Origin of the sequence: Pedobacter sp. PF22-3 (genome assembly GCF_026239555.1) — a bacterium.
Taxonomy (GTDB): domain Bacteria; phylum Bacteroidota; class Bacteroidia; order Sphingobacteriales; family Sphingobacteriaceae; genus Pedobacter.
The window spans coordinates 44,949-69,324 of the sequence record NZ_JAPIVP010000019.1 but is presented as its reverse complement, the minus strand read 5'-3'; the positions used below and the strand labels follow the sequence as shown (position 1 = coordinate 69,324).

At 38.0% G+C, this 24,376-nt stretch carries 23 protein-coding genes and 1 riboswitch; of the genes, 10 read left to right on the top strand and 13 right to left on the bottom strand.

Translation table 11 applies throughout. The features are described 5' to 3' along the window. Nucleotides 1–14: 14 nt before the first annotated feature. The 3 genes from nusA to OQX63_RS20205 form a co-directional block, all read right to left on the bottom strand. The gene (gene nusA / locus OQX63_RS20215) at nt 15–1,259 is read right to left on the bottom strand and encodes a transcription termination factor NusA (protein ID WP_265852614.1); all 1,245 of its coding nucleotides are present in this window, start codon (nt 1,257–1,259) and stop codon (nt 15–17) included. 1 nt (nt 1,260) lies between these two features. Beyond that, nucleotides 1,261–1,725 (bottom strand): ribosome assembly cofactor RimP, encoded by a 465-nt coding sequence (gene rimP / locus OQX63_RS20210; protein WP_205057670.1) that lies wholly within the window; start codon nt 1,723–1,725, stop codon nt 1,261–1,263. Between the two features lie 121 nt (nt 1,726–1,846). Next, complete coding sequence (locus tag OQX63_RS20205; protein WP_265852613.1) at nt 1,847–2,278, bottom strand: hypothetical protein; 432 nt, start codon at nt 2,276–2,278, stop codon at nt 1,847–1,849. 17 nt (nt 2,279–2,295) lie between these two features. Here OQX63_RS20205 and OQX63_RS20200 point away from each other — a divergent pair, with 17 nt between their 5' ends. Continuing rightward, nucleotides 2,296–2,640 carry a phage holin family protein gene (locus OQX63_RS20200; RefSeq protein ID WP_265852612.1) on the top strand — a complete coding sequence of 115 codons (345 nt, stop codon included), beginning with the start codon at nt 2,296–2,298 and terminating at the stop codon, nt 2,638–2,640. Between the two features lie 66 nt (nt 2,641–2,706). Here the strand turns inward: OQX63_RS20200 and OQX63_RS20195 are convergent, their stop codons facing one another. From OQX63_RS20195 to panC, 4 genes are all read right to left on the bottom strand, one after another. After that, on the bottom strand, nt 2,707–3,846 hold the full coding sequence (locus OQX63_RS20195) for an acyl-CoA dehydrogenase (protein ID WP_265852611.1): 1,140 nt from the start codon (nt 3,844–3,846) through the stop codon (nt 2,707–2,709). 625 nt (nt 3,847–4,471) lie between these two features. Next, on the bottom strand, nt 4,472–5,452 hold the full coding sequence (locus tag OQX63_RS20190; RefSeq protein ID WP_265852610.1) for a lysylphosphatidylglycerol synthase transmembrane domain-containing protein: 981 nt from the start codon (nt 5,450–5,452) through the stop codon (nt 4,472–4,474). Between the two features lie 4 nt (nt 5,453–5,456). Further along, nucleotides 5,457–5,807, bottom strand: coding sequence for an aspartate 1-decarboxylase (panD, locus tag OQX63_RS20185; RefSeq protein ID WP_090503313.1), 351 nt, complete (start codon nt 5,805–5,807; stop codon nt 5,457–5,459). A gap of 163 nt (nt 5,808–5,970) precedes the next feature. Next, the gene (gene panC / locus OQX63_RS20180; RefSeq protein ID WP_265852609.1) at nt 5,971–6,816 is read right to left on the bottom strand and encodes a pantoate--beta-alanine ligase; all 846 of its coding nucleotides are present in this window, start codon (nt 6,814–6,816) and stop codon (nt 5,971–5,973) included. Nucleotides 6,817–6,965: 149 nt separating this feature from the next. On the opposite strand from panC, the gene OQX63_RS20175 reads away from it, so the two are divergent. After that, the gene (locus OQX63_RS20175) at nt 6,966–7,790 is read left to right on the top strand and encodes a glycogen/starch synthase (protein ID WP_265852608.1); all 825 of its coding nucleotides are present in this window, start codon (nt 6,966–6,968) and stop codon (nt 7,788–7,790) included. A 21-nt stretch (nt 7,791–7,811) separates the two neighbouring features. Beyond that, entirely contained in the window at nt 7,812–9,248 is a 1,437-nt protein-coding gene (locus tag OQX63_RS20170; protein ID WP_265852607.1) for a DUF4270 domain-containing protein, read from the top strand. 131 nt (nt 9,249–9,379) lie between these two features. Here the strand turns inward: OQX63_RS20170 and OQX63_RS20165 are convergent, their stop codons facing one another. Continuing rightward, nucleotides 9,380–9,817 (bottom strand): single-stranded DNA-binding protein, encoded by a 438-nt coding sequence (locus tag OQX63_RS20165; protein WP_193422884.1) that lies wholly within the window; start codon nt 9,815–9,817, stop codon nt 9,380–9,382. 55 nt (nt 9,818–9,872) lie between these two features. Continuing rightward, on the bottom strand, nt 9,873–10,934 hold the full coding sequence (mutY, locus tag OQX63_RS20160) for an A/G-specific adenine glycosylase (protein WP_265852606.1): 1,062 nt from the start codon (nt 10,932–10,934) through the stop codon (nt 9,873–9,875). A 169-nt stretch (nt 10,935–11,103) separates the two neighbouring features. On the opposite strand from mutY, the gene OQX63_RS20155 reads away from it, so the two are divergent. From OQX63_RS20155 to OQX63_RS20130, 5 genes are all read left to right on the top strand, one after another. After that, nucleotides 11,104–11,406, top strand: coding sequence for an HU family DNA-binding protein (locus tag OQX63_RS20155; protein WP_055909222.1), 303 nt, complete (start codon nt 11,104–11,106; stop codon nt 11,404–11,406). A 10-nt stretch (nt 11,407–11,416) separates the two neighbouring features. Further along, on the top strand, nt 11,417–12,295 hold the full coding sequence (locus OQX63_RS20150; RefSeq protein WP_265852605.1) for a tetratricopeptide repeat protein: 879 nt from the start codon (nt 11,417–11,419) through the stop codon (nt 12,293–12,295). A gap of 279 nt (nt 12,296–12,574) precedes the next feature. Then, nucleotides 12,575–14,125 (top strand): Rne/Rng family ribonuclease, encoded by a 1,551-nt coding sequence (locus OQX63_RS20140; protein WP_265852604.1) that lies wholly within the window; start codon nt 12,575–12,577, stop codon nt 14,123–14,125. A 136-nt stretch (nt 14,126–14,261) separates the two neighbouring features. Continuing rightward, a complete protein-coding gene (gene radA / locus OQX63_RS20135; RefSeq protein WP_265852603.1) occupies nt 14,262–15,638 on the top strand; it encodes a DNA repair protein RadA in 1,377 nt (458 codons plus the stop codon). A gap of 326 nt (nt 15,639–15,964) precedes the next feature. After that, nucleotides 15,965–16,429: a DUF4920 domain-containing protein gene (locus OQX63_RS20130; RefSeq protein ID WP_265852602.1), complete on the top strand. Its 465-nt coding sequence runs from the start codon at nt 15,965–15,967 to the stop codon at nt 16,427–16,429. 183 nt (nt 16,430–16,612) lie between these two features. Here the strand turns inward: OQX63_RS20130 and OQX63_RS20125 are convergent, their stop codons facing one another. Both OQX63_RS20125 and OQX63_RS20120 read right to left on the bottom strand, forming a co-directional pair. Then, entirely contained in the window at nt 16,613–17,677 is a 1,065-nt protein-coding gene (locus tag OQX63_RS20125) for a branched-chain amino acid aminotransferase (protein ID WP_265852601.1), read from the bottom strand. A 145-nt stretch (nt 17,678–17,822) separates the two neighbouring features. Beyond that, complete coding sequence (locus OQX63_RS20120; RefSeq protein WP_265852600.1) at nt 17,823–18,788, bottom strand: tryptophan 2,3-dioxygenase family protein; 966 nt, start codon at nt 18,786–18,788, stop codon at nt 17,823–17,825. A gap of 63 nt (nt 18,789–18,851) precedes the next feature. Then, a riboswitch (Fluoride riboswitch) is annotated at nt 18,852–18,914 on the top strand. Nucleotides 18,915–18,933: 19 nt separating this feature from the next. On the opposite strand from OQX63_RS20120, the gene OQX63_RS20115 reads away from it, so the two are divergent. Next, nucleotides 18,934–20,223, top strand: a complete 1,290-nt coding sequence (locus OQX63_RS20115; RefSeq protein WP_265852599.1) for a voltage-gated chloride channel family protein — start codon at nt 18,934–18,936, stop codon at nt 20,221–20,223. A 480-nt stretch (nt 20,224–20,703) separates the two neighbouring features. On the opposite strand, the gene OQX63_RS20110 is transcribed toward OQX63_RS20115, so the two are convergent. Continuing rightward, nucleotides 20,704–22,005, bottom strand: coding sequence for an HAD-IB family phosphatase (locus OQX63_RS20110; protein ID WP_265852598.1), 1,302 nt, complete (start codon nt 22,003–22,005; stop codon nt 20,704–20,706). Continuing rightward, nucleotides 22,005–22,967 carry an NAD-dependent epimerase/dehydratase family protein gene (locus tag OQX63_RS20105; RefSeq protein WP_265852597.1) on the bottom strand — a complete coding sequence of 321 codons (963 nt, stop codon included), beginning with the start codon at nt 22,965–22,967 and terminating at the stop codon, nt 22,005–22,007. The genes OQX63_RS20110 and OQX63_RS20105 overlap by 1 nt, the downstream gene beginning before the upstream one ends. Before the next feature lie 71 nt (nt 22,968–23,038). Here OQX63_RS20105 and OQX63_RS20100 point away from each other — a divergent pair, with 71 nt between their 5' ends. Further along, nucleotides 23,039–24,220, top strand: a complete 1,182-nt coding sequence (locus OQX63_RS20100; protein ID WP_265852596.1) for a formimidoylglutamase — start codon at nt 23,039–23,041, stop codon at nt 24,218–24,220. Nucleotides 24,221–24,376: the final 156 nt, after the last annotated feature.

The following is a 24,376-nucleotide window of genomic DNA, read 5'->3' as shown; positions in this document are numbered from 1 at the left end:
GGCAATTACACCACTTATTCAAATTCTGACTGTAAAATCTGAACCACTTCTTTAATGGTCTCTTCTTCTAAGTCGGTGCGTTTTACCAAATCTTCTACTGTAAGTGCCAAAACACTCTTAGCAGTATCGCACCCGATAGCCTTTAATTCATCAATGATCCAGCTATCAATCTCATCTGAGAATTCTTCTAAATCCACATCCTCGTCGCTTTCTTCACCTGCTTCACGGTACACATCAATTTCGTAACCGGTTAATTTACCAGCCAGTTTAATGTTATGTCCGCCACGTCCAATAGCTAATGAAACCTGATCTGGTTTTAAATAAACCGATGCATGTTTAGTTTCATCATCCAATTTAATAGAAGTGATTTTAGCCGGGCTCAAAGCACGGGTAATGTATAATGAGATATTATTAGTGAAATTAATCACATCAATATTTTCGTTTTTCAACTCCCTAACGATTCCGTGAATACGTGATCCTTTCATACCCACACATGCTCCAACCGGATCTATACGGTCATCATATGATTCAACAGCAACCTTTGCACGTTCTCCTGGTTCACGAACAATTTTCTTAATGGTAATTAAACCGTCGAAAATTTCCGGGACTTCCTGTTCGAACAGGCGTTGCAAGAATTCTGGTGCCGTTCTAGAAATAATAATCTTCGGATTAGCATTGATCATTTCTACTTTAGAGATTACTGCTCTTACAGAATCGCCTTTTTTGAAATAATCAGCAGGAATCTGCTCGGTTTTAGGCATTAAAAGTTCGTTACCTTCATCATCTAAAACCAAAGTTTCTTTCTTCCAAACCTGATAAACCTCGCCGGTTACAATTTCACCAACGCGATCTTTATATTTTTTGAAAATTTCATCCTTCTCTAATTCCAATACTTTAGAAACAAGTGTTTGGCGTGCGGCTAAAATCGCTCTGCGACCGAAGCTTTCTAGCGTGATCTGCTCAATATAATCGTCGCCAACTTCTAATGTTGGGTCAAGTTTCTGTACATCAGCAAGTTCGATTTCTAAATCATCATCCTCAGAAAATCCATCCTCCATCACTTTTCTCGTTCTCCAGATCTCCAAATCCCCATTATCAGGATTAACAATCACATCACAGTTTTCGTCTGTTCCGTATTTTTTACGCAACATGCTACGAAAAACTTCTTCCAGCACACTGATCACCGTTGGGCGATCTATATTTTTGAAATCTTTGAACTCTTGAAAAGAGTCGATCAAATTAATTGTTGTAGTACTCATTTTACTTAAATGAAATTAACACACTTGTTTCTAATATATCATTAAACGGAACATCTGTTTGTTTTGCTACCGCTTTTTTCCCTTTTTCTTTAACTGATTCTTCAATCAGCAGATTATCTTCTGTAACCGCAAGCAGTTTTCCTTCTTTTTTTAATCCTTCTTTCAACTTAATGCTTACCGTACGGCCAACATTTTTATTGTACTGACGGATTAATTTTAAAGGTTCGCCAACACCCGGCGAAGAAACTTCTAAATTATAAGCCTGTTCTATTGCATTTTCCTCTTCCAGATGAAAACCAACATGCCTACTTATGGCTACACAGTCCTGTATGCTAATACCTTCGTCGCCATCAACATGAATAATCAACTTATTGTTTGGCAACATTTTCACTTCAACCAAAAACAGTTCTGGCCGATCTGCAATTTTTTCCTCTACGAGGGCTGCAACTCTCTTTTCTACCTGCATATTTTAACCTGATTTCATAGAAAAAGGGGACATTGTCCCCTTCTCTTTTCTTCGATTACGATGCAAATGTAGTAATTTTTTATAAAAAATCAAACACCAGCACTAATTATTATGCTGATTATTACCGTTTAAGTGTTTGTTGCTGTGCTTTTAAATTCTGCTTACCCTTTCCCATAATCAGATCGCCAACGGTTGCAAATTTTACCCCAATGTAACTTTCTACCAGATATTCTTTACCTCTTAGAAAAGGCTGCTCGGGACTAAACACGAGTGAATCGCCAAATACTTCAACCTTTCCAGGCACTTCCTGCTCATCCTGGATACTATCCTGATCGCCTGGCTTGATCAAAACCGACATCATATTAATTGTATCTGCTTTGTTCTGATACGCATTTTTAACCTGCAAGAGACTCGCCTCATCAATATTTTTAATTATGATCGAAGTACTATCTCTGGAAAACTTAATGACCGGTTTATTGTTTCTATTCGAACATGAAAATAAGGATATGGAAACCCAAACAATAACCGAATAGGCAAAATAGCTTTTAAACATTTACAAAAATAACAATTATGAGATTTATTATTGAAATCCTGATAACAGGACTGGCATTTTTTATAGGCGCAAAACTGGTGCCGGGCGTAAGTATTGATGGCTTCGGAAATGCCATTATTGCCTCTGTACTGATTGCACTTGCAAATGCAACAATCGGATTCATCCTAAGGCTACTAACTTTCCCAATCAATTTCCTAACCTTAGGATTGGTATCATTTATCATCACCGTTTTAATGATTTTACTGGTTGATAATATGATGACTTCTTTTAACACTTCAGGCTTTATCGCTGCAGCATTTTTAGCTATAGTTGTCGCTTTGATTAAAGCGATATTTAGTGCGGTTGCCGGAGAGAAGGATTAGTTCGGAGTTGTGAGTCTGTAGTCATGAGTCGAATTGAACTAAGGACTACAGACTTTTGACTAAAGACTACCGAATAACTTCTCTTGATATTACCATTTTCTGGATCTCGGAAGTCCCTTCGTAAATCTGGGTAATTTTAGCATCGCGCATTAACCGTTCTACATGGTATTCTTTAACGAAACCATAACCACCATGTACCTGTACCGCTTCAATGGTAACATCCATGGCAGCTTTCGATGCAAACAACTTAGCCATGGAACCCGCCTGGGTATAAGGCAATCCCTGATCTTTTAACCAGGCAGCCTTGTAAACCAACAGCCTGGCCGCTTCGATCTGCGTAGCCATATCAGCCAGTTTAAAAGCAATAGCCTGATGATCAGCAATTGGTTTCCCGAAAGATTTACGTTCTTTAGCATACTGCGTTGCCAGCTCGAAAGCCCCTTGTGCAATACCTAAAGCCTGGGCTGCAATACCAATCCTTCCGCCCTCTAATGTTTTCATGGCAAACTTAAAACCAAAACCGTCTTCACCAATCCTGTTTTCTTTTGGCACTTTAACATCGTTAAACATTAAAGAATGTGTATCAGAGCCACGGATGCCCAATTTATTTTCTTTTGGCCCAACGGTAAAACCCTCCATTCCTTTTTCTACAATAAAAGCGTTTATTCCTTTATGCTTTAATTCAGGATGGGTTTGTGCAATAACCAGGTAAGTTGATGCAGTACTACCATTGGTAATCCAGTTTTTGGTGCCGTTAAGCAAATAATAATCTCCTTTATCTTCGGCTGTGGTACGTTGAGATGTAGCATCAGATCCAGCCTCGGGCTCCGACAAACAAAAAGCGCCTATTTTTTCTCCGGCAGCCAGTGGCTTTAAATATTTTTCCTTTTGGGCTTCACTGCCGTAAGCTTCTAATCCGTAACAAACCAATGAATTATTTACCGAAACCACTACAGATGCTGACGCATCTATTTTAGAAAGCTCTTCCATTACCAGAACGTAAGAAATGGCATCAAGTCCGCTTCCATTATATTTTTCACTCACCATCATCCCCAGGAAACCAAGTTCTCCAAGTTTTTTTACCTGCTCGGCCGGAAATTTCTGGTGTTCATCTCTTTCAATTACGCCAGGCTTTAATTCTTGCTGCGCAAAATCGCGGGCAGCTTGCTGAATCATTAATTGTTCTTCACTTAATTCAAAATGCATAACATTTATGTATAAAAGGTTAGTAAATCAAATGTAGCATTTCTGATCGAAATTACTATGGCTGCATAGTAATTTATTTTTAAATCCATTTCCTAATGCGATGGCATATTTAGGGTTGGCTTATGTAGTCGCAAAAAATCTATTTGTTTTTTTTGGAAAGCAATAACTGCAATACTTCGGTTCCGATAGCCTGCCCTTTGCTTAATCCAGATGGAAGAATCTGGATAACGCTGTCGGTCAGGTTTATTTAACTAAGGCTAGCTGTACTATTAAGCTGACAGCAGCTCCAGATTTACTTACTCGTGCAGAGGCCTTTGTTAACGACTGAAACGGCATTCTTTTGGCTGTAATCCTGAAGGCTAATTTATGGGATGATCATCAACATTAATGACAAGAGAATTTAAGAAAATAATATCGTCATTTCCTTTGAAGCTTACCGATTTTCCATCGGTAGCGTAATGGAGAAATCTTTAACCTTTTGGCAACACAACCCAAAGATCTCTCTACTCCGCGCTGCTCTGGCAGAGATAACGATTTTCTATTGAAGTATATCTACGGTAGCGCAGTTCGAAGTATAATTAAAAAATATAGTAAGGTGCGCATAAAACGATCAAAGAAAACAGAATTATTTGGGCTCTTTCTTAGTCAGGATGAAGAATAAACTCAAACTACCCAAAACCAGGATCAGCAAGACCTGCGAGGAATGGATAATGGTTGAGTAGGCTAAGCCATCATTAAAAGATATGCCATACAATACCAGTGACCGGGCAACCATCCAATGAAAAACACCAATACCACCCTGAACAGGGGCTGCCATTGCAAAGCCTGAAAAAACAATTGCTGTAAATGCAGCATTAAAATGTAATCCGGCAGTAGCCTGTATCGAAGAAAAAGCAAAATACATAGAAAGTAAATAGAAAAACCAAATACCCAGGGTATAGGTTAAGAACAATCCTTTTTGTTTCAGCTTACTGTACGAGCCAAATCCCTGGCGGAGGTTTACGAAAATGCGCAGAAATTTTTTATTAAATTTTTGACGGAGAAAATAGATTGCAATGGCAATGAACAGAAATATAACAACACTAAAACTAATTAACCACCAATAGTTAACGGTATTTAATTTTTTAGCGAGATTAAGATATATGGTTTGATAAAGAAAATCGGCTACAATATCATATTGAAAGCTCAGCATCACCAAAGTGGTTACAAAAAGCATTACTACATCAAACAGCCGTTCGGTAATTACCGTACCTATGGAAGCAAACATGGGTACCTTTTCGGCTTTATGAATAACGGAACAGCGACCAATTTCGCCAAAACGCGGCAAAGCGAGATTAGCGAGATATCCGATCATTACGGCGTGGTACGCATGCCAAAAGCTCACATTATAATGGATAGACTGATACAACATCTGCCAGCGCAAAGCCCGCAACACATGGGCAATTAAAACGGCAATGACAGAAATAATTACCCAAAGGTAATTAGCCGTTTTAATTTCCAGCCATATCTTTTCTAAATCCTGACCCCAAAAAGCTAAATACAAAACCCCTATTCCTATTAAAAACAGGATGATAAATTTTAGCGCTGTTTTGAGGTCGAATGTCACAAGGTTATTTTAGCAAATGATTATTATCGTCGGGAAAAACCAGTATTGGATTATATTTTTTAGCATCTTCTATTGGCAGTGAACCATATGACATGATGATCAGCACATCACCCAATTGAGCCAAACGGGCTGTGGCACCATTTAAGCAAATGGTTCCGGTTCCACGCTCGCCTTTAATTACATAGGTTTCAAAACGCGCACCATTATTATTATTTACAATCTGCACCTTTTCATTTGCAATAATGTTAGCTGCATCCATCAAATCCTCATCTATCGTAATACTACCTACATAATTCAATTCGGCTTGTGTTACCCTAACACGGTGTATTTTCGATTTTAATATTGTGATAACCATTTGGCAAAGTTAGCAATCAGTTTGGAGTTTCAAATAATGTATAATGTAATATGGAAAATGGATGATGGTTGGCTATATACATCATGAAAAGGTTCATAGATGATAGCTTCGGGAGCTATTCAATAACCATACAACTCTTCCATCTTACCTCTCCGGTTTTCAATCACTTTATAATCATATTATCAATCAACCTCGTTGTGCCTACTTTTGCAGCAACCAGGGCAACTAAGTTATTTTCGTCTTTTGATTTGGCTGGCTCGAGTGTATCGCCATTGGCAATGGTAAAATAATCAAGTTCTACACCTTCTATATCCTGATAAAACGCTTTTGCCCGATCTACCAATGTCGCAAGTGAATATTCATCAAAATGATCCATAACAAACTGCAGCGATTTACTCAGCACGAGCGAATTTGCGCGTTCGTCTGTTGATAAATGGATATTCCGGCTGCTCATGGCTAAACCGTCATCCTCGCGAATAATAGGGCAGGTAATAATAGTAATGGGCAATTTAAAATAAGACAGCATATTTTTGATCATCAGTACCTGCTGAAAATCTTTCTGTCCGAACATCGCCACATCAGGCTCCACAGCATCAAACAGTTTTTTAACAATCTGCGTTACACCCTGGTAATGGCCTTTCCTAAACTCGCCTTCCAACAGAAATTCGGCATGACCTAAATCGATGTGCCATGCCTCATCGGCTCCCATTGGGTACATTTCCTCCACATTTGGCATGAACACAGCGTTACAACCGGCATCGGCCAGCATTGCCAGATCATGTTCAATAGGTCGCGGATATTTTTCTAAATCTTTAGGGTCGGTAAACTGTGTAGGGTTTACGAAAATACTGCAGATAATGATATCGGCATTTTGTTGGGCCAGTTTTATCAACGAGATATGGCCATGATGCAGAGCACCCATGGTAGGCACTAATGCTACTTTTTTAGCTGATGCTTTTAATGGCTGTAAAAATGCCTTAAGCGCTGCTTTGGTTTTAAATATTTCCAATTTGGACAATCTAAATTAAAGCCGTAAAGGTGTAAATTAATCTAAATGAAACCAAACAAATGCTTGCTATATTGATAAATAGTATTATTATGCTTACCTTTGCAGCTCATTATCTTTTATTTAACTTAATTTTTTCCTAAAATATGGAGATGGCAAAAACGAAGCTGCTGATTGTTACACACGAGATGTCGCCTTTCCTCGAGCTTACTAAAATTTCTGAAATTACACGCCAATTGCCACAGGCTATGCAAGAAAAAGGATTCGAAATCCGCATCTTGATGCCAAAATTCGGTAATATCAACGAAAGAAGAAATCGTTTACACGAAGTAATACGCTTATCGGGAATGAACATCATTATTGATGACAACGATAATCCTTTAATCATTAAAGTAGCCTCCATCCCAGCTGCACGCATGCAGGTTTATTTCTTAGACAACGAAGAATATTTCCAACGCAAACAGGTATTTAGAGATGCCAGCGGAAAATTCTTTGATGATAACGATGAACGTACGATTTTCTTCTGTAAAGGTGCATTGGAAACGGTTAAAAAATTAGGTTGGGCACCAGATATCGTTCACTGCCACGGCTGGATGAGTGCATTGGTTCCTGCTTACATTAAAACCACCTACAAAAATGATCCTACATTTAAGAATTCTAAAGTAGTGTATTCTGTTTATGAGGATGGTTTTACAGAGAAATTGAATGCCAGTTTTGCTACTAAAGCGGTAATGGCTAACATGACTGAAGATGACACCAAAGCCTTTTTGCCATCTGATTGCGATAGCATGCACATCGGCGCTATAACGCACTCAGACGCAGTGGTTTTAGCGGATGAAAACTTAAGCAAAGATGTGTTAAAATTTGTTAAAGATTCCAATAAGCCAACATTAGCTTTTAACTTAACCGAGAATTTTGAAAACTTCTACAGTTTTTATGAAGAAATTTCAAATGATGAATTGGTTTCAGTAGCTTAATCAGGTATTATTATTTTAAATATGAAATTTACAAAACAAGACTTATTAACCCTGTTGATAGGTCTTTTTCTTTTTGCATCGTGTAAAAACCCCGATGGTGTTGGTTTAGATGTGGATCCAAATACCGCCATTACCGGAACTTTGGTGGTATCTCCTGTTACCACACAATTAGTACGGGAAACAGCAGCGAATACTTTAGGATTAAACCGTTATCCATTAGGATACATGACTGACCCTGTTTTTGGTAAAACAGAATCAGGTATAGCGATGACAGTTTACCCGGTAAGCAACAGTTATGATTTTGGAAACGCCCCTCAACTTGATTCGGCCGTTTTAGTACTAAAATTCGATGAATCCAGCACGGTGACCAAATTTTATGGCGATACTACCAATTCTAAATACAGTATAGATGTATTTCAATTGGCCAATAAGGTAACCACTTATAAAAGTTCGGATGTTCAAGCCATCAACAATACCCTATTGGGAAATTTTACAGGCAAACTGGCACCGAATACTAAAACTAAGGTATTTGATGTTATAGCAGGCAAAGACACCCTAAAAACGGTTCCTGCACAGATCAGAATTCCTTTAAATAAGGCGTTTATACAAAACGCCATACTCAATCAGGGTACAGCAGGAACGGCAACAGATACTAAGTTTATAGAATCGTTTAAAGGTTTGTACGCACAGATCAATAAAACTTCTTCTACAGGAGTTGGCGGAATTGCATTCTTTAACTTTTCGGGAACTGATTCTTACCTGCAAATGGTTTGGAAAAAAACGAATACTTCCAATGGCACAGATACTGCAACTGTAAATTTCCCTATCGGAAAGCTGGTTTCAAACGGTAACGGTGGTTCTGCAATATCGGGCGTAGCCGCCAATATTAAACACGATTACACTGGCACAGAGGTACAAAAGCAAATTGATGTACCAGTCTTACCAGACACAACACAAAGTTATAATGTAACATATTTACAAGGTTTAGCTGGTGTAAAAACAAAATTAAAGTTTCCTGCATTAACAAACTTTACCAGCACTTACGGAAAGGCAGTTATTAATAAGGCAGAATTAGTTGTAGAGATTGGTGAGAGTGCACCAGCATATCCTTTTAACGCCGCACAGCGACTTTCTTTATATCGGTGGGATATTGCGCAACAGCCTGCAAATATACCAGACTATACAACATTTTCTGGCAGTAATGCTTCTGGAGGCGCGGCACTATTTGGCGGTTACTTCGATTCGTTAAAAAAACGCTATATCTTTATTGTAACCAGTTATGTGCAAAGTTTAATCGACAAAAACATGCAAGATTATGGCACATTTCTGGCGCCTACATCTTATACTGATTTTCAGAATGTTCCAAGTGCCACATCTGCCGAAAGATCGGTTATAGGTGCTGGCAGCACAACTGCAAATAAGATAAAACTAAATATTTACTACACTAAAATTAATTAATGATTTTAGTGAAGCCATAAGGGAAACTCCTGTCAATAAACCGACAGGAGTTTTTTTGTTATCAAAAATAAACGCATAAAAAAAGCCACCTCTCATCAGGCAGCTTTTTCAAAATTACTTTAAACGCTTAATTAAAACGGAAGATCACCATTTTCATCTGATGGACCGATTGTAAATTCATCATCAATTTTAGTTTCAGTATTTTGATGGATGGGTGTTGTTGGACTTTGCTCAAAATCGCTTTTTCTACCCAACATGGTAAAGTTTTCGGCCACAATTTCGGTTACGTATTTTTTAACCTTTTCTTTATCTTCGAAGGATCTTGTTCTTAGTTTGCCCTCTATGTAAACCAGTTTTCCTTTCTGCAGGTATTTAGAAGCTACCTCGGCCAATCCGCGCCATAATACAATATTGTGCCATTCTGTTTGCTCTACCCTCTTGCCGTCTTTGTTGTATGTTTCCGAAGTAGCTAATGGAAAGCTGGCTACTGTTACGCCACCGTCTAAATGCCGCACTTCAGGGTCTTTGCCTAAGTGGCCTACTAAAATAACTTTGTTAATCCCAGACATAAATATTTTTGGTTAGTTGTTTTCTTTTTGCAAATGCACTGAATAAAATGGTTAGTTATTCCATTTTATCCTTATAAAAATATTCCTGAACAAAATCATGGATTACTTTTGGTTGCGGCAACTCATCTAATTTACTTAAAGAAACCCAATTAAGTTCCTTTTGTTTACTAAAGTTAAATATATAATTTTTTAATGCAAAAAATTGTATATGGATTATTTGGTGGGTTAAAATATGCTTCTTAGCACTTATAAAGCTAAAACCGACTTCATTTCCAAATACAGATTTTACCTGGTCGATGAATAATGAATCGTTCCACTCGTATTTTTCAGTTGTTTCTACACTCGGGAAATCATATAAATGCTGCCATATATCTCCTGCCTGCCGTTCCCTAATCAATACTTTCTCCTCTTCAGAACAAATAAAATAATTGATGTATCGATGTTTCTGTTCGGCTTTACGGATTTTAACTGGCAATGTGTTTACCTGGCCATGGTTAAAGGCATAACACTGTTGATTGAGCGGGCAAATACCACAATTGGGCGATTTTGGCTTACACTGCATGGCCCCAAATTCCATAATAGCCTGATTATATAGGGCAGGGTCTTCTTTATACAGTAAATCATTGGCTAATGCATAAAACTCTTTTTTACCGGCAGGACTATTTATTGGGGTAGCTAAACCGTAAAACCTGGAGAGTACCCTAAATACATTTCCATCTACTACAGCACGTGCTTCACCTGATGAAAATGAAGAGATTGCAGCAGCGGTATACTCACCAATTCCTTTCAATTTTATGAGCTCATCATGCAGATTTGGGAAGATTCCGTCGTAATCTTTCACCACAATCTGAGCAGTTGCATGCATATTCCTTCCTCTCGAATAATAACCCAGGCCTTGCCAAAGCTTTAAAACTTTGGCCTCGGTAGCACTAGCAAAATCTGCAACTGTAGGGAAATTTTCTAAAAACCGAATAAAGTATGGAAGCCCTTGCTCTACCCTTGTTTGTTGTAATATAACCTCTGATAACCAGATGGTATAAGCATCATTGGTGTGTCTCCATGGTAAATCTCTTTTATTGATCAGGTACCAATTGATGAGTTCATTTTGAAATGTCATTAGTGCAAATTACGGTCTATTTATCCAATTAAAAAAAAACTTGCAATAGCCTGATAAGTCTGGTGATAAAAAAATCATCTTTTATTTCCCTATCTCATTAAAAAGCAATACTTTTGCAACCCCAAAACAGTAGTAATATTAAAACATAATATATAATAAATAATAAAATATGACTAAGGCAGATATTATTTCAGAAATATCAACAAAAACCGGAATTGAGAAGGTTGATGTACAGGAAACAGTGGAGGCATTTTTCAAGGTTATCAAAACCAGCATGATTGGCGGTGAAAATGTATACGTTAGAGGCTTCGGAAGCTTTGTTGTTAAAAAGAGAGCGCAAAAAACTGCGAGAAATATCTCAAAAAACACTGCAATAATCATCCCTGAACACTTTGTTCCTAGCTTTAAACCAGCAAAAGTATTTGTTGATAAAGTAAAAAGTAACTCAAAAAAAATTAAAGTAGAAGCCTAAGTCTTAATATATGAATAGCAACATCAGATCAAAACAAACCATTGTTATTGGAGCGATTGTATTGCTTGTTGCGTTCTTATTTACAAGAGACATTAAGGGTTTAGTTAAACCAACGGAAGAAAATGGAAAAATGCCTTCAAGTGGCCAAATGGCCGGAGCAGCTTCTCCATCATCAACATCGGTATTAAACCTCGAAACTTCATCTACTGCTGCAAAAAATGTGATCAATAAAAATTTGGCTACAGACATTACAGCTTTAGAAAATAGCTACAAAGGCGCAAATGGCGCAGAAAAGATTCAATTTGCCAAACAACTTGCTCAGAAATGGGACGATGTTGAACAAATTACTCCATCTGCCTTATATTTAGAAGTTGTAGCCGAAGGTGAACCATCAACAAAATCGTGGTTAGCTGCCGGAAATCAATTTATAAAAGCTTTTGAAAGCACACAAGACAGCCTGGCACAGCCTGCTTTATTGCAGAAAGCCAATATGTCTTACAAAAATGCATTAGAGAAAGACTCTACGAACATTGAAGCTAAAACAGGCTTAGGTGTAACAATAGTAAATGGCTTAGGTGCACCAATGCAAGGTATTGCAATGTTGTTAGAAGTTGTGGCGAAAGAACCTAAAAATGTGAAAGCGAATATGAATTTAGGATTGTTCTCGATAAAATCAGGTCAGTTTGACAAAGCAATTCCTCGTTTTAACACAGTAATTGCCGCAGCTCCAACACCTGAAGCCTATTTTTACTTAGGAACAGCTTTAGAAAATTTGGGCAGAAATAAAGAAGCAGTAAATGCTTACCTATCAAGCAAAAAATTAGCGGCTAACCCAACCTTATCTTCATTCATTGATAAGAAGGTGGCTGAACTAAAGAATAAAAATTAATTAACAGATTAATAAAAACATTTAAAACTTAAAACTATGCCAAGCGGTAAAAAAAGAAAGAGACATAAAATGGCTACCCACAAACGTAAAAAACGTTTAAGAAAAAACAGACATAAGAAAAAATAGTTTCTTATTTTGATTAAGCCAGTTAAACCTCATAGTAAACACTATGAGGTTTAAACAATTTATATGATTTTTTTAATTGTATATTTTTTGGCTACATCAATGTTTTATTTACTATCCATTTGTTAATAGGCGAAAGCCTTAAATCTGTAGCTGTTGGTAAAAGAATTAATTATCAATTCGACTCCTGCCGGAGTTACCATAGCGTTGATTGAAGACAAACAACTTGTTGAGCTTCACAAAGAACAAATCAATATTAATTACGCCGTAGGCGATATTTATTTAGGCCGCATTAAAAAAATTATGCCCGGTCTGAATGCTGCTTTCGTGGATGTTGGTTATGAGAAAGATGCATTTTTGCATTACTTTGATTTAGGCCCTCAGGTGCAATCTTTAATTAAGCTAACGAAGATCAAGCGTAATGGCTCGGTTACAGGCACGTTATTAGATAATTTAAAGCTGGAAGCCGATATTAATAAGGCAGGCAAAATTTCTGATGTGCTCAGTAAAAACATGCTCCTACCTGTACAAATTGCCAAAGAACCAATTTCTACAAAAGGTCCACGTTTAAGTTCCGACATTTCGATTGCCGGCAGGTATGTGGTACTGGTGCCATTCTCCAATACCATATCTGTATCAAAAAAAATTAAAAGTAATACCGAGCGTAATCGTTTAAAAAAGATTATCGAAAGTATTAAACCTCAAAATTTTGGGGTCATTATCAGAACCGTTTCTGAAGGCAGAGGAGTTGCCGAAATGCAAAAAGATCTTTTGGATTTGATTGCTAAATGGGAGAACTTCATTAAAAAAATGCCATCTACCGAACCTTCAAAAAGAGTTTGGGGAGAAATGGACAGATCATCAACGTTAATCCGTGATATTCTGAACCCTGATTTTACAAATGTTTACGTTAGTACGCCAGATCTGTACGACGATATCCGTTCTTATGTTCACGATATTTCTCCTGAAATGGAAAAAATCGTTAAACTTTATAAACAGAAAGAACCGATCTTCGATCATTTTGGTGTAGAAAAGCAGATTAAAAATGCTTTCGGAAAAACAGTAAACTTACCAGGTGGCGCATACCTTGTTGTTGAGCACACTGAAGCACTCCACGTAGTAGACGTGAACAGTGGAAACCGTACTGCCAGTAAAGAAAATCAAGAAGAGAATGCTTTACAGGTAAACAAAGAGGCGGCTAAAGAAATTGCCCGTCAACTGCGCTTGCGTGATATGGGCGGTATTGTGGTCATCGATTTTATCGATATGCACAAACCAACAAACCGTAAAATACTATTCGATTATTTGCGTGAGCTGATGTTATTGGATAGAGCCAAACATACGATTTTGCCTCCAAGCAAATTTGGTCTGGTACAAATTACCAGACAACGTGTTCGTCCGGAAATGAATATTGTTACGGTAGAAAAATGCCCGGCCTGCGATGGGACCGGAGAAATTAAAGCGAGTATCGTGTTAATGGATGATATTGAGAATAACCTTAATTATATTTTAAGAGAGCAGAATGAAAAAGGTGTAACACTCTGTGTACATCCTTATATTGAAGCTTATATTACTAAAGGTATTTTCAACCTTCAACGCCGCTGGTTCTTTAAGTATGGCCAGTGGATTAAAGTTAAAGCGCAATCATCGTATCATTTAACTGAGTTTCACTTTATCTCTGCTAAAGACGAAGAGATTAAACTGTAACTGAAAAAAATTAACTGAAAGCCTGGATACTCATCCGGGCTTTTTGCTTAGGTGTAATTTCAAACCTCGCAGGTTTTAAAACCTGCGAGGTTTATCAACGAGAAAGGTTAAATTCGTAATCTAAAATTTTAATCAATTGGCAAAATCTAAAACCGCATATTTCTGTCAGAGCTGTGGCTACGAATCGGCAAAATGGCTGGGCAAATGTCCTTCCTGCAATCAATGGAATACTTTTGTAGAAGAAATTGTAGAAAAAAGTCCGGCTTCAGTTCCTACCTGGAAAAGTGATACAGCCAGTCGCAAACTAAGCAAACCAAGCAAGGTTAATGAAATACAATCATCAATTGAGCGTAGGATATTAACCGGTGATAAAGAATTGGATCGGGTATTAGGCGGAGGCCTGGTAGAAGGATCATTGGTATTAATCGGTGGCGAGCCAGGTATCGGAAAATCGACCCTGATGCTGCAATTGGCCTTAAATTTAAAAGGCAAAAAATTACTTTATATTTCCGGCGAAGAAAGCGAACAACAGATAAAAATGCGGGCGGAAAGGATTCAGGATAGTCCGTCGTCTAACTGTTACATCTTAACGGAGACATCAACGCAAAATATCTTTAAACAGATCGAAATTTTAGAACCTGAAATTTTGGTGGTCGATTCTATTCAAACGCTCCATTCTGCCCATATTGATTCTACTCCTGGCAGCGTATCACAGGTAAGGGAATGTACCGCAGAACTCTTGCGTTTTGCAAAAGAAACTGGTGTACCAGTTTTCCTGATCGGCCACATTACTAAAGACGGCGCTATAGCTGGGCCTAAAATACTCGAGCACATGGTTGATACGGTTTTGCAATTCGAGGGCGACAGGCATCACGTTTATCGCATTCTAAGATCGATCAAAAACCGGTTTGGTGCAGCGGCAGAACTGGGTATTTACGAAATGCAGGGCAGTGGTTTAAGGGAAGTTTCTAATCCTTCTGAAATTTTATTATCGCAGCGCGATGAAGAGTTGAGCGGAATAGCCATAGCGGCAACATTAGAAGGCGCCAGGCCAATGTTGATTGAAACACAGGCTTTAGTAAGTTCGGCAGCGTACGGAACTCCGCAACGTTCTGCAACAGGTTTCGATACCAAAAGGATGAATATGCTTTTAGCTGTTTTAGAGAAACGTTGTGGTTTTAGGTTAAGTACACAAGATGTTTTCTTAAATATTGCAGGCGGAATTAGAGTAGAAGATCCTGCCATTGATCTGGCGGTATTGATTGCCGTTATATCGTCTCATCAGGATATTGCGGTGTCTTCAAAAAATTGTTTTGCTGCAGAGGTAGGTCTATCCGGGGAGATTAGAGCGGTAAACAGAATCGAACAGCGCATTGCCGAAGCAGACAAACTGGGTTTCGAAACCATTTACATTTCTAAATATAATTTGAAAGGTATTTCATTAGAAAAATACAACCTTGAGATTAAAGCGGTAAGTAAAATAGAAGAAGTATTCAGCCTTGTTTTTGGGTAAAAAAAGTGTGGAAATAACTCAACAACATTCCTCACAAAGGAGATAATTTTCCACATTCTTTAATAATACTAACGATTAAGTGGAACAAACAAAAACAAAATAACCAACTGAATATAAGAACATTAGCAATAATTAAAACAAAAACTAAAGTTTTGGTTTTGGGTTTGCCCTAAGAAAATAAGATAAGTAAATCATAGCGTTTGATTTACATAATATTAGGGATGATTTTCCTCGCTAACGGATGTTAGCGGGGCTTTTTTTTGTTCAACATTTAAAAAAAATTTAGATAACTTTGATCAGACCATAACCAAATCAACAATAAAATCATGAAAAAAATTATTCTAAGCTTAAGTTTTTGCCTATTTACAGCACTTTCATTTGGGCAAGCGGTATATAGTGGTCAAAAATTTGGAGAAGAAGTTAAACCAGGCGATGTAAAACCCGCTGCTAAGATGGAAGCTGCCATGGGCGACAAAAAAACGGTCGATATGAAAATTGAAGGCAAGGTAGTAGATGTATGCAAGAAAAAGGGTTGCTGGATGACATTAGAAATGCCAAATGGTGATCCTATGCGGGTAACTTTTAAAGATTACGCTTTCTTTATGCCAATGGATATTATAGGTAAAAAAGTGGTTCTGGATGGTTTAGCGAAGAAACAGACCATTTCAGTAGAAACCTTACGCCATTATGCCGAAGACGCCAAAAAATCTCCCGAGGAAATAGCTAAAATTACTGACCCTAAAAAGGAACTTGCATTTGAAGCTAAAGGTGTAGTGATTTTGGACAAATAAGAACATCTTTTTGCCTCTATTCGTCACCCTGAACCGAGCCTTAGCGAGCTCACCGAAGGTAATTTATTTCAGGATCTCCATAGCATGAAAGATACTGAAATAAATTTCAGCATGACGATAATATAAAAAAAGAAACCCCGATGCATAACATGTATCGGGGTTTTATCTTTATAGGATTTCAGATTATAAAACCCAGTTCCAGCCAAATTCATCAGGCGCTAAACCGTAACGAATATCGTTTAATTTTTTAGCAATACCATTAGAAATATGTCTTGTTGATGGATCAGTCAGTTTATAGATCTGACCATTATAACCCATTTCGCCCACGTGCGTTACCGTAGCTGCAGTTCCAGCAGCAAAAGCTTCAGTTAAGCTTCCGTTTTCGATTCCTTCAATTATTTCCTTAACAGAAACTCTGCGTTCTTCAACTTCTACTCCAGCCTCTTTAGCCAGTTTAATAATTGTATCACGCGTTACACCGTCTAAAACAGTACTGCGTACTGATGGTGTTACCAGTTTACCATTAATTACAAAAAGTAAGTTGGCTGTTCCGGCTTCTTCAATAAATTCATGGGTTACTGAATCTGTCCAGATCAATTGATCGTAGCCTTCTTTTTTAGCTTGCTCGAAAGGATATAGCGAACGTGCATAATTTCCAGCGGTTTTGGCAAAGCCAACACCACCTTCATCCGCACGTGTAAATTCAGTTTCAATTTTAACCTTTAATGCACTGCTATAATATGGACCGGTTGGCGTGGTTAACAAAGCAAATTTATAAGTATCAGATGCTTTAACACCTAAATAAGGATCCATGGCGAACATTACCGGACGAATATACAGCGCATAATCTTCCTGGTTAGGCACCCATTTCTCATCAACATTGATTAATGCGGCCAAACCCTGCATAAAAATTTCTTCAGGAATACCCGGCATCGACATCCTGGCTGCTGATTTGTTAAAACGTTCGAAATTTTTATCGGCACGGAATACACTGATTTTTCCGTTTGGTTGACGGTAAGCTTTTAATCCTTCGAAAATTGCCTGCCCGTAATGAAGTGCAGAAATTGCCGGGCTCATCGGAATCGGGCCATAAGGAAGAATCTGTAAATTTTTCCATTCGCCATCTTCGTAATCAGCAGTAAACATGTGATCGGTAAAAACCTTACCGAAGGGTAATTGGGAAAAATCAGTAACCGTTAATCGTGTTTGATCTGTTTTGGTGATTTTTATATCTAATGTCTCGGTCATTGTATTTGAATTTTGAATGGGTGAATAATCGAATGATTGAGGGTTTTACCCGCTCATTCTCTAATTCAATAATTCACTCATTCTGTCATTAATTATTTCGTGCAAATTAAGAAAAAACAGGCTTTTTTAATAGCTTTTTGCAATATTAATCTTTGTTTTTGAGTGTTTTAAGTACACTAAGCACCCACCCTTTACCCCACTCTTCCATCTGCTCATCTGTCCATAGAAATGGATAAAAGATTCGCTTCTGAAAACGTGGCGGCAGGTACTTTTGCCAGTTGGTTCCACCTGTTGCCGCAATATCAACCGGATCTTTCTCCAGATAACGTACCGCAGATTTATAATGCGATAAAGGCCATTCTACATTAACGTACAGATCAAGTTTACGTAATTCATCAGCAAGGGCAGAAACATCAGCTCCATTGGCCTGCAATTTATGGTAAAGCGCTGTAAAATTAGTTGAAGTGCGGTTTTTAGCCAATTGTAAAAACTGCGCTGCATACTTATTGATAAATTGCTTTAAAGTTAAAGTTTGCTTACCCGAGGCCAGTTCGGTTGCACCGAATTTCCAATAAATATTTTCGAATTGTTCTTCTATTGTTGCATTGCTTAGCTCCTTACGTTTGGATTTGTCTACCAATCTGATAAAATCTGTAGCACAGATCTCGATCATCCGGTACTGGCCCGATTGGAATCCACTGGCAGGAAGTAACGACATACGGAATTTCAGGAACTGCTCTTTCTCCATACCATCAACCATCACCTCAAAAGAAGAGGTTAAGGCATTAAAATAAGCATTGATCCGTTTTACCCGTGCTGTAAAAAATTCGACGGTTAAATTTTCATGCTCTGCAATCTGCCTGCATTCGTGCAATGCAAGCTTAAAATAAAGTTCGGTAATCTGGTGGTACATGATGAAAATCTCTTCATCAGGAATTGGTGTTTTAGGGTTCTGCAGGCTTAGCAAAGTATCCAAATGGATGTAATCCCAATAGGTCAGGAAATCAGCATACAAAAGCCCATCAAGGTATGATGCCATATCCTGCCCCATTGCGGTATACTTTTCCTGCAATTGGTGTAGTTTGTCTTTTATTTCGGGTGTAAAATCCATGGTTTAAAGTTAGCTTCACAAAGGTGATAAAGATTTTGCAACAAATAACTAAATTTTATACATTTGAAACATGGCGATGGGGTACCGCCAAAACCGCCCAAACAGGCTGATGACTCCTACGATTTTTATTTAAAATTGAATACAAATGCCTGTTAAAAAATTAACAGAAGGATTTCTTCTGTCTATCAAACACTTTATTAAACTCGACTTCGGACTACTCTTAATGAGTACTGTTAAGTGGTTATTTATCTCTACAATATTGGGTGGAATTATTGGCTCTGCCTCTGCCCTGTTTTTAGAAACTTTAAATTGGGCAACTGATTATCGTGAGCAACACCTTTGGATAATTGCCTTTTTACCCATTGCAGGTATAATTATTGGTCTGGCTTACCATTATTGGGGTGCGAAAGTTGTTAAAGGAAACAATCTTTTGATTGAGGAATTACAATCGCCCAAAAATGTAATTCCGCTGGTTATGGCTCCGCTTATTTTTGCGGGTACGATTATCACCCATTTATTTGGCGGATCGGCTGGCAGAGAGGGCACAGCTGTGCAAATTGGCGGAGCCTTTGCCGACCAGTTTACAAGATTGTTCAAGCTTAAAGCCAGAGACCGCAAAGTGATTCTCATCTGTGGGATCAGTGCGGGTTTTGCCTCTGTGTTTGGAACACCTTTGGCCGGCGCCGTATTTGGATTGGAGGTTTTTGTGATTGGAAGTTTAACTTACGGTTCAATTCTTCCATCATTTATCACCGCAATTATTGCCGATTATGCCTGCAAGGCCTGGGGCGTTGGGCATACCCATTATTCTATAACCGAAATACCAGAAATAGATTCGATAAACCTATTGTTATCTTTAGGCGCAGGCATATTGTTTGGCCTTACAGCCAGAAGTTTTTCTACTTTGAACCATACGTTATCCAGTATTTTTGCCAAAATTAACTACCCACCATTACGACCATTTATAGGCGGAATAATTTTAGCCGCCATTGTTTACCTGATCGGAAATACGCGATATATCGGTTTGGGCATTCCAGTTATTTCAGAATCCTTTATCAAACAAGAAGCCTGTTATACATTTGCAATTAAATTATTTTTAACTGCATTTACCTTGAGTGCGGGGTTTAAGGGTGGTGAAGTTACTCCACTTTTTTTTATAGGGGCAACACTGGGCAGCTTTTTGAGTTTTTTCATCCCTTTACCGCTTAGTTTGCTGGCAGGAATGGGCTTTGTGGCTGTTTTTGCAGGGGCAGCGAATACCCCTTTGGCCTGTATTTTTATGGGAATAGAATTATTTGGCGCATCATCAGGAATTTATATTGCCCTGGCCTGCGTTACTGCTTACTTATTTTCTGGCCATACAGGGATTTATCGCTCGCAAACGATAGGCGCACCTAAACATTTGTTGTTGAAGAGGCACCAGTTTTTGAGGTAGCGAAGCGCGTGGGGCGCCGGGCGTACAGAAAAAAGCATTGTTGTCATTCTGAACGCAGTGAAGAATCTATTACCATCAAAGCGCTAAAAAGGCAGTACTTTATGAGGGCAAGTATAAAAAAGCACATGGATTCTTCGTTGCAATCAGAATGACAAAATTCTCTATTTTCGACGTCATTCCCGCGCATGCGGGAATCTTAAAGCGTTTGCGTTAAGATTCCCAATCAAGTTGGGAATGACGATCTCTAGAGAGATATTACCTAATTAAAATTTATCTGTTACCCATATTGATTTTTATGCAATAAATTATCCTTCAGAATCACAGAACTCTATAAAAATTTGTTCTCCCGATTGGAACGCAGCCCCGAACGTTCGGGAAAGAGATCTATCTGGACAGATTTTGCTTCGCAGAGCCTTCGGGTTCTCGACTTCGTTGCACTCCCGCTCGAAATGACGATATTTAGGTTATTACATTTTACATTTAGTACAGCACCCTAAACTTTATTGTCTGCTCAATCTTTTTAAGCGATTTAAACAATTGTTTATCGTACTGTGCATTGATATCCGTAATGGCATAGCCAATTTCTGGGTTGGTCATTAAAAACTGGCTCACAATGTTAATATCGTGTTTAGCAAAAACGGTATTGATTTTTGCCATAATACCCGGAACGTTTTTATGAATATGAATTAAACGGTGCGATTTCTCAATTTTTGGCAATTGCAGATTTGGAAAATTAGCACTTAGATAGGTTGCGCCAGTATTCATAAAATCAGCAACCCTTTTCGGGATAAAACTAATATTACGCGGGTTATTTTTAGGGTCATCAAAAACAACAATACCTTGTGTAGTACATAAACTAAGGTCTATTTTATTCTTTGCATTTCCCAAATATCCAATAGTTTTTAGCTTAGCCGCATTTTTCAGCTGTTCCTTGCTTATTTTTTCTCCATCGGCTAAAACAATAATTCCTACATCTTTTATGTATTTATCCTCAAAAGAGGTTTTATGCCTAATCGATAAGCCATCATTTTTAAGGATAGAAATCGTTAAAGGGTCAACATCACCAATTACCAGGCAAAGGATTCTATTTTTGGGATAGGAAATTGCACGCGGCAAATCGTTTACGTACAAAAACTCGTCGAAGCTTGGTGTTACATGGTCTGCTTTGGAAACAATGCTTTCACGGGCAATATTTTCCGTAAATGCAAAAAACTTATTAATAATCCCGCTTTCGCGCAATTGGAAATCGGAATAGCCATCACCTATACCAAATAACTCGCCTTCTAGTTTTAAATGCTGAAGTAATTTTACTTTACCCCCCTCTTCACTCAAAGGATTGGCATGATCATAATCTATAATTTTGCCATCGCCAGTGGTTACAAAAGTATTGGCATAAATATTTTCCTTTTTAATATGGTATTGGCTTACTACAGGGGTAATAAATTCTTTAAAACCGCCAGAAACAATCAGTACGTCATCTGCATGTTTCTTAAAAAACTCGGCATTACGCGAAAAAGAAGTGGATACCTTCTTTTTTAAATGTTTAATGAGCTGTTTTAAATGATCTTCATCCGCTTCGAGCAGTTTAACTCGTTGTGCTAAACTCTCGGAGAAGGAAAGTTTTCCTTCCATGGCTAAATTGGTATAATCTTCAATTTTTTGGAAAATCGCCTCTTTATCTGGGTGGTTCTTTAGCGAAATTCGGGCAAGTTCATCAAGGGCTTCTACCTGTGTAAAGGTACTATCAAAATCGATGATGTAATAGGCTTTCTGTTTGGGCATTATTTTAAATGTTGGGTAATTTCTTTTATGCTTTCGGCAACCGGCTTAAAGATAATGCCTGTTGCAGTTTTTACTTTATGATTATTGTAATAACTTAAGGTTAAACTACTCTTCGCGGCATCCTTGGTGATGGAAGGCTGTTGACCAGTAAATATAGAAGCAAATTTAAGCGCCCTCCAGGCTATTCCAAGCATCCATGGTTTTGCTTCTTTTGTTGGCGCTTTAACACCAAAACCCTGCGCAATTTCGCTGAACAAATCTTTATAATGATAATCATCAGCAGAAATGATATACCGCTCTCCTGAAACTTCGGTATCCATTAACAGGATCATCACTTTAGCTACGTCTTCAACATCAACAAAACCCGAAGCGCCATCAGTATAAAATGGAAAACCGCCTTTTACCAATTTAAAAATTGCCCCACTCCCTTCAAAACCCGCATTTTTACCAATAATTACCGATGGATTAACAATGAGCGCGTCTAATCCTTCGGTAATGCCCCGCCAAACCTCCATTTCTCCTTCGTATTTAGACAAACCATAAGCATGTGCTTTTGCATCATATTCCCAAAAATCTTTTTCTGTAATTTTATGACCCTTTTTGGCATTGCCGAGGGCTGCAACCGAACTTACATGCAATAGCCTGCAATTATTTTCGGCACAAAGGTTAACCATGTTCGATGTACCTTCAATATTTACATGAAAAAGCTGTTTTTTATCTTTCGGGTTAAAGGACACAAATGCAGCACAATGGTAAACTTTGGTAATCCCGATAAATGCATCTTCTAAAGCAGCGGGTTCATTAATATCGGCTTCAAACCATTCAATCAAAGGAATATTTTCAATCAATGAAGGAATTTTAGATTTTTCCCGCCTGAGCGCCCGAACAGCTAAACCACTATCAGTTAACTGCTTAATTAATTCAGATCCTAAAAATCCAGTTCCTCCGGTTACCAGTATCATTTTATTTTTTTCGGGCTATATGTGGAAATACGCATTCAAAAATAGATATTTGAGCCGAGAGTTTTAAATATATGTCATTAACGGATTTCTTTTCCCCAATAAACCCAGATAGTTTTACGCCCAAACAAGGTTTTTTTACAAGTCAGTTAGGGCTAAAAACGCAGATTTATACTGAATCGTTTCCCGATTTTGAAGAACAAACCTACGATCTGGCCATTTTTGGGGTACTTGATGGAAGAGGTGCCGTTAATAACGAAGGTTGTGCCCTGGCTCCTGATTATTTCAGGGAGAAATTTTATAAACTGAATGAAGGTTCTTTTAACAGCAGGATTGTCGATCTAGGTAACATTAAACATGGTGCAACCATTGCAGATACATACATCGCCATCAAAATGGTGGTTTCGGAACTCATTAAAAAAGATATTATCCCAATTATTATTGGCGGTGGACAAGATCTAACTTATGGCCAATACCTGGGTTATGAAGATTTAGAGCAGAAAGTAGATCTGGTAATTATTGATAACCAATTTGATATTGGCGACGATGACAACGAGGGAATTTCCACCCGATCGGATTGTTACCTGAACAAGATTTTCTTACATCAACCCAATTACCTGTTCAATTTCAGTAATGTTGGCTATCAAACTTATTTTGTAAATCAAGAAAGTTTGAGTGTAATGGATAAATTATATTTTGATGTACACCGTTTGGGTGAGTTTGCACAGGATATCACTTTAACAGAGCCTATAATCCGCAATGCGAATATGATAAGCTTTGATATTGGCGCTATCCGCTCTGCTGATGCCGCAGCAAATGCCAATACTACTCCGAACGGTTTTGATGGTGAAGAAGCCTGCCGTATTGCCCGCTACGCCGGCATGAATGATAAGTTGACTTCAATAGGATTTTATGAGTTTAACCCGGCTTATGACAATAACGGACAAACGGCTTTCTTACTTGCCCAAATGGTTTGGTATTTTGTAGATGGATTTTACGCCCGTAAAAAGGATTTCCCGCTCACACCGAAATCGCAGTATATCATCTATAGAACCAGTTTAAAAGACGGTTCGGGAGAAATGACGTTTGTAAAAAGTAAAAAATCAGACCGTTGGTGGATGCAGGTCCCTTATCCATCCGGCCAATCCAAAAACGAACGTTACCATTTAGTACCTTGCCGATATGATGATTATCAGATTGCTGTTAATGGAGAAATGCCCGATTTGTGGTGGAGAACCTATCAAAAGCTGAATTAAGAGTTGTACAATCTCAAAGTTGAAACCGTGTAATTTCAAAGTGAATGTTGTGTAATTTCAAATCATAATCTGTGTAATTTCAAAATAGACATTCTATATATTTTCTTTTTTTGTAATTTTTATTAAAATAACTTGCTATGCAACAATTAGTTAAAA

Bases quoted from the DNA above. Each gene is read 5' to 3' on its own strand.
- nusA (WP_265852614.1), bottom strand. From the start codon at position 1,259: ATGAGTACTACAACAATTAATTTGATCGACTCTTTTCAAGAGTTCAAA.
- rimP (WP_205057670.1), bottom strand. From the start codon at position 1,725: ATGCAGGTAGAAAAGAGAGTTGCAGCCCTCGTAGAGGAAAAAATTGCA.
- OQX63_RS20205 (WP_265852613.1), bottom strand. From the start codon at position 2,278: ATGTTTAAAAGCTATTTTGCCTATTCGGTTATTGTTTGGGTTTCCATA.
- OQX63_RS20200 (WP_265852612.1), top strand. From the start codon at position 2,296: ATGAGATTTATTATTGAAATCCTGATAACAGGACTGGCATTTTTTATA.
- OQX63_RS20195 (WP_265852611.1), bottom strand. From the start codon at position 3,846: ATGCATTTTGAATTAAGTGAAGAACAATTAATGATTCAGCAAGCTGCC.
- panD (WP_090503313.1), bottom strand. From the start codon at position 5,807: ATGGTTATCACAATATTAAAATCGAAAATACACCGTGTTAGGGTAACA.
- OQX63_RS20175 (WP_265852608.1), top strand. From the start codon at position 6,966: ATGGCAAAAACGAAGCTGCTGATTGTTACACACGAGATGTCGCCTTTC.
- OQX63_RS20170 (WP_265852607.1), top strand. From the start codon at position 7,812: ATGAAATTTACAAAACAAGACTTATTAACCCTGTTGATAGGTCTTTTT.
- OQX63_RS20165 (WP_193422884.1), bottom strand. From the start codon at position 9,817: ATGTCTGGGATTAACAAAGTTATTTTAGTAGGCCACTTAGGCAAAGAC.
- mutY (WP_265852606.1), bottom strand. From the start codon at position 10,934: ATGACATTTCAAAATGAACTCATCAATTGGTACCTGATCAATAAAAGA.
- OQX63_RS20155 (WP_055909222.1), top strand. From the start codon at position 11,104: ATGACTAAGGCAGATATTATTTCAGAAATATCAACAAAAACCGGAATT.
- OQX63_RS20150 (WP_265852605.1), top strand. From the start codon at position 11,417: ATGAATAGCAACATCAGATCAAAACAAACCATTGTTATTGGAGCGATT.
- OQX63_RS20130 (WP_265852602.1), top strand. From the start codon at position 15,965: ATGAAAAAAATTATTCTAAGCTTAAGTTTTTGCCTATTTACAGCACTT.
- OQX63_RS20125 (WP_265852601.1), bottom strand. From the start codon at position 17,677: ATGACCGAGACATTAGATATAAAAATCACCAAAACAGATCAAACACGA.
- OQX63_RS20120 (WP_265852600.1), bottom strand. From the start codon at position 18,788: ATGGATTTTACACCCGAAATAAAAGACAAACTACACCAATTGCAGGAA.
- OQX63_RS20115 (WP_265852599.1), top strand. From the start codon at position 18,934: ATGCCTGTTAAAAAATTAACAGAAGGATTTCTTCTGTCTATCAAACAC.
- OQX63_RS20110 (WP_265852598.1), bottom strand. From the start codon at position 22,005: ATGCCCAAACAGAAAGCCTATTACATCATCGATTTTGATAGTACCTTT.
- OQX63_RS20105 (WP_265852597.1), bottom strand. From the start codon at position 22,967: ATGATACTGGTAACCGGAGGAACTGGATTTTTAGGATCTGAATTAATT.
- OQX63_RS20100 (WP_265852596.1), top strand. From the start codon at position 23,039: ATGTCATTAACGGATTTCTTTTCCCCAATAAACCCAGATAGTTTTACG.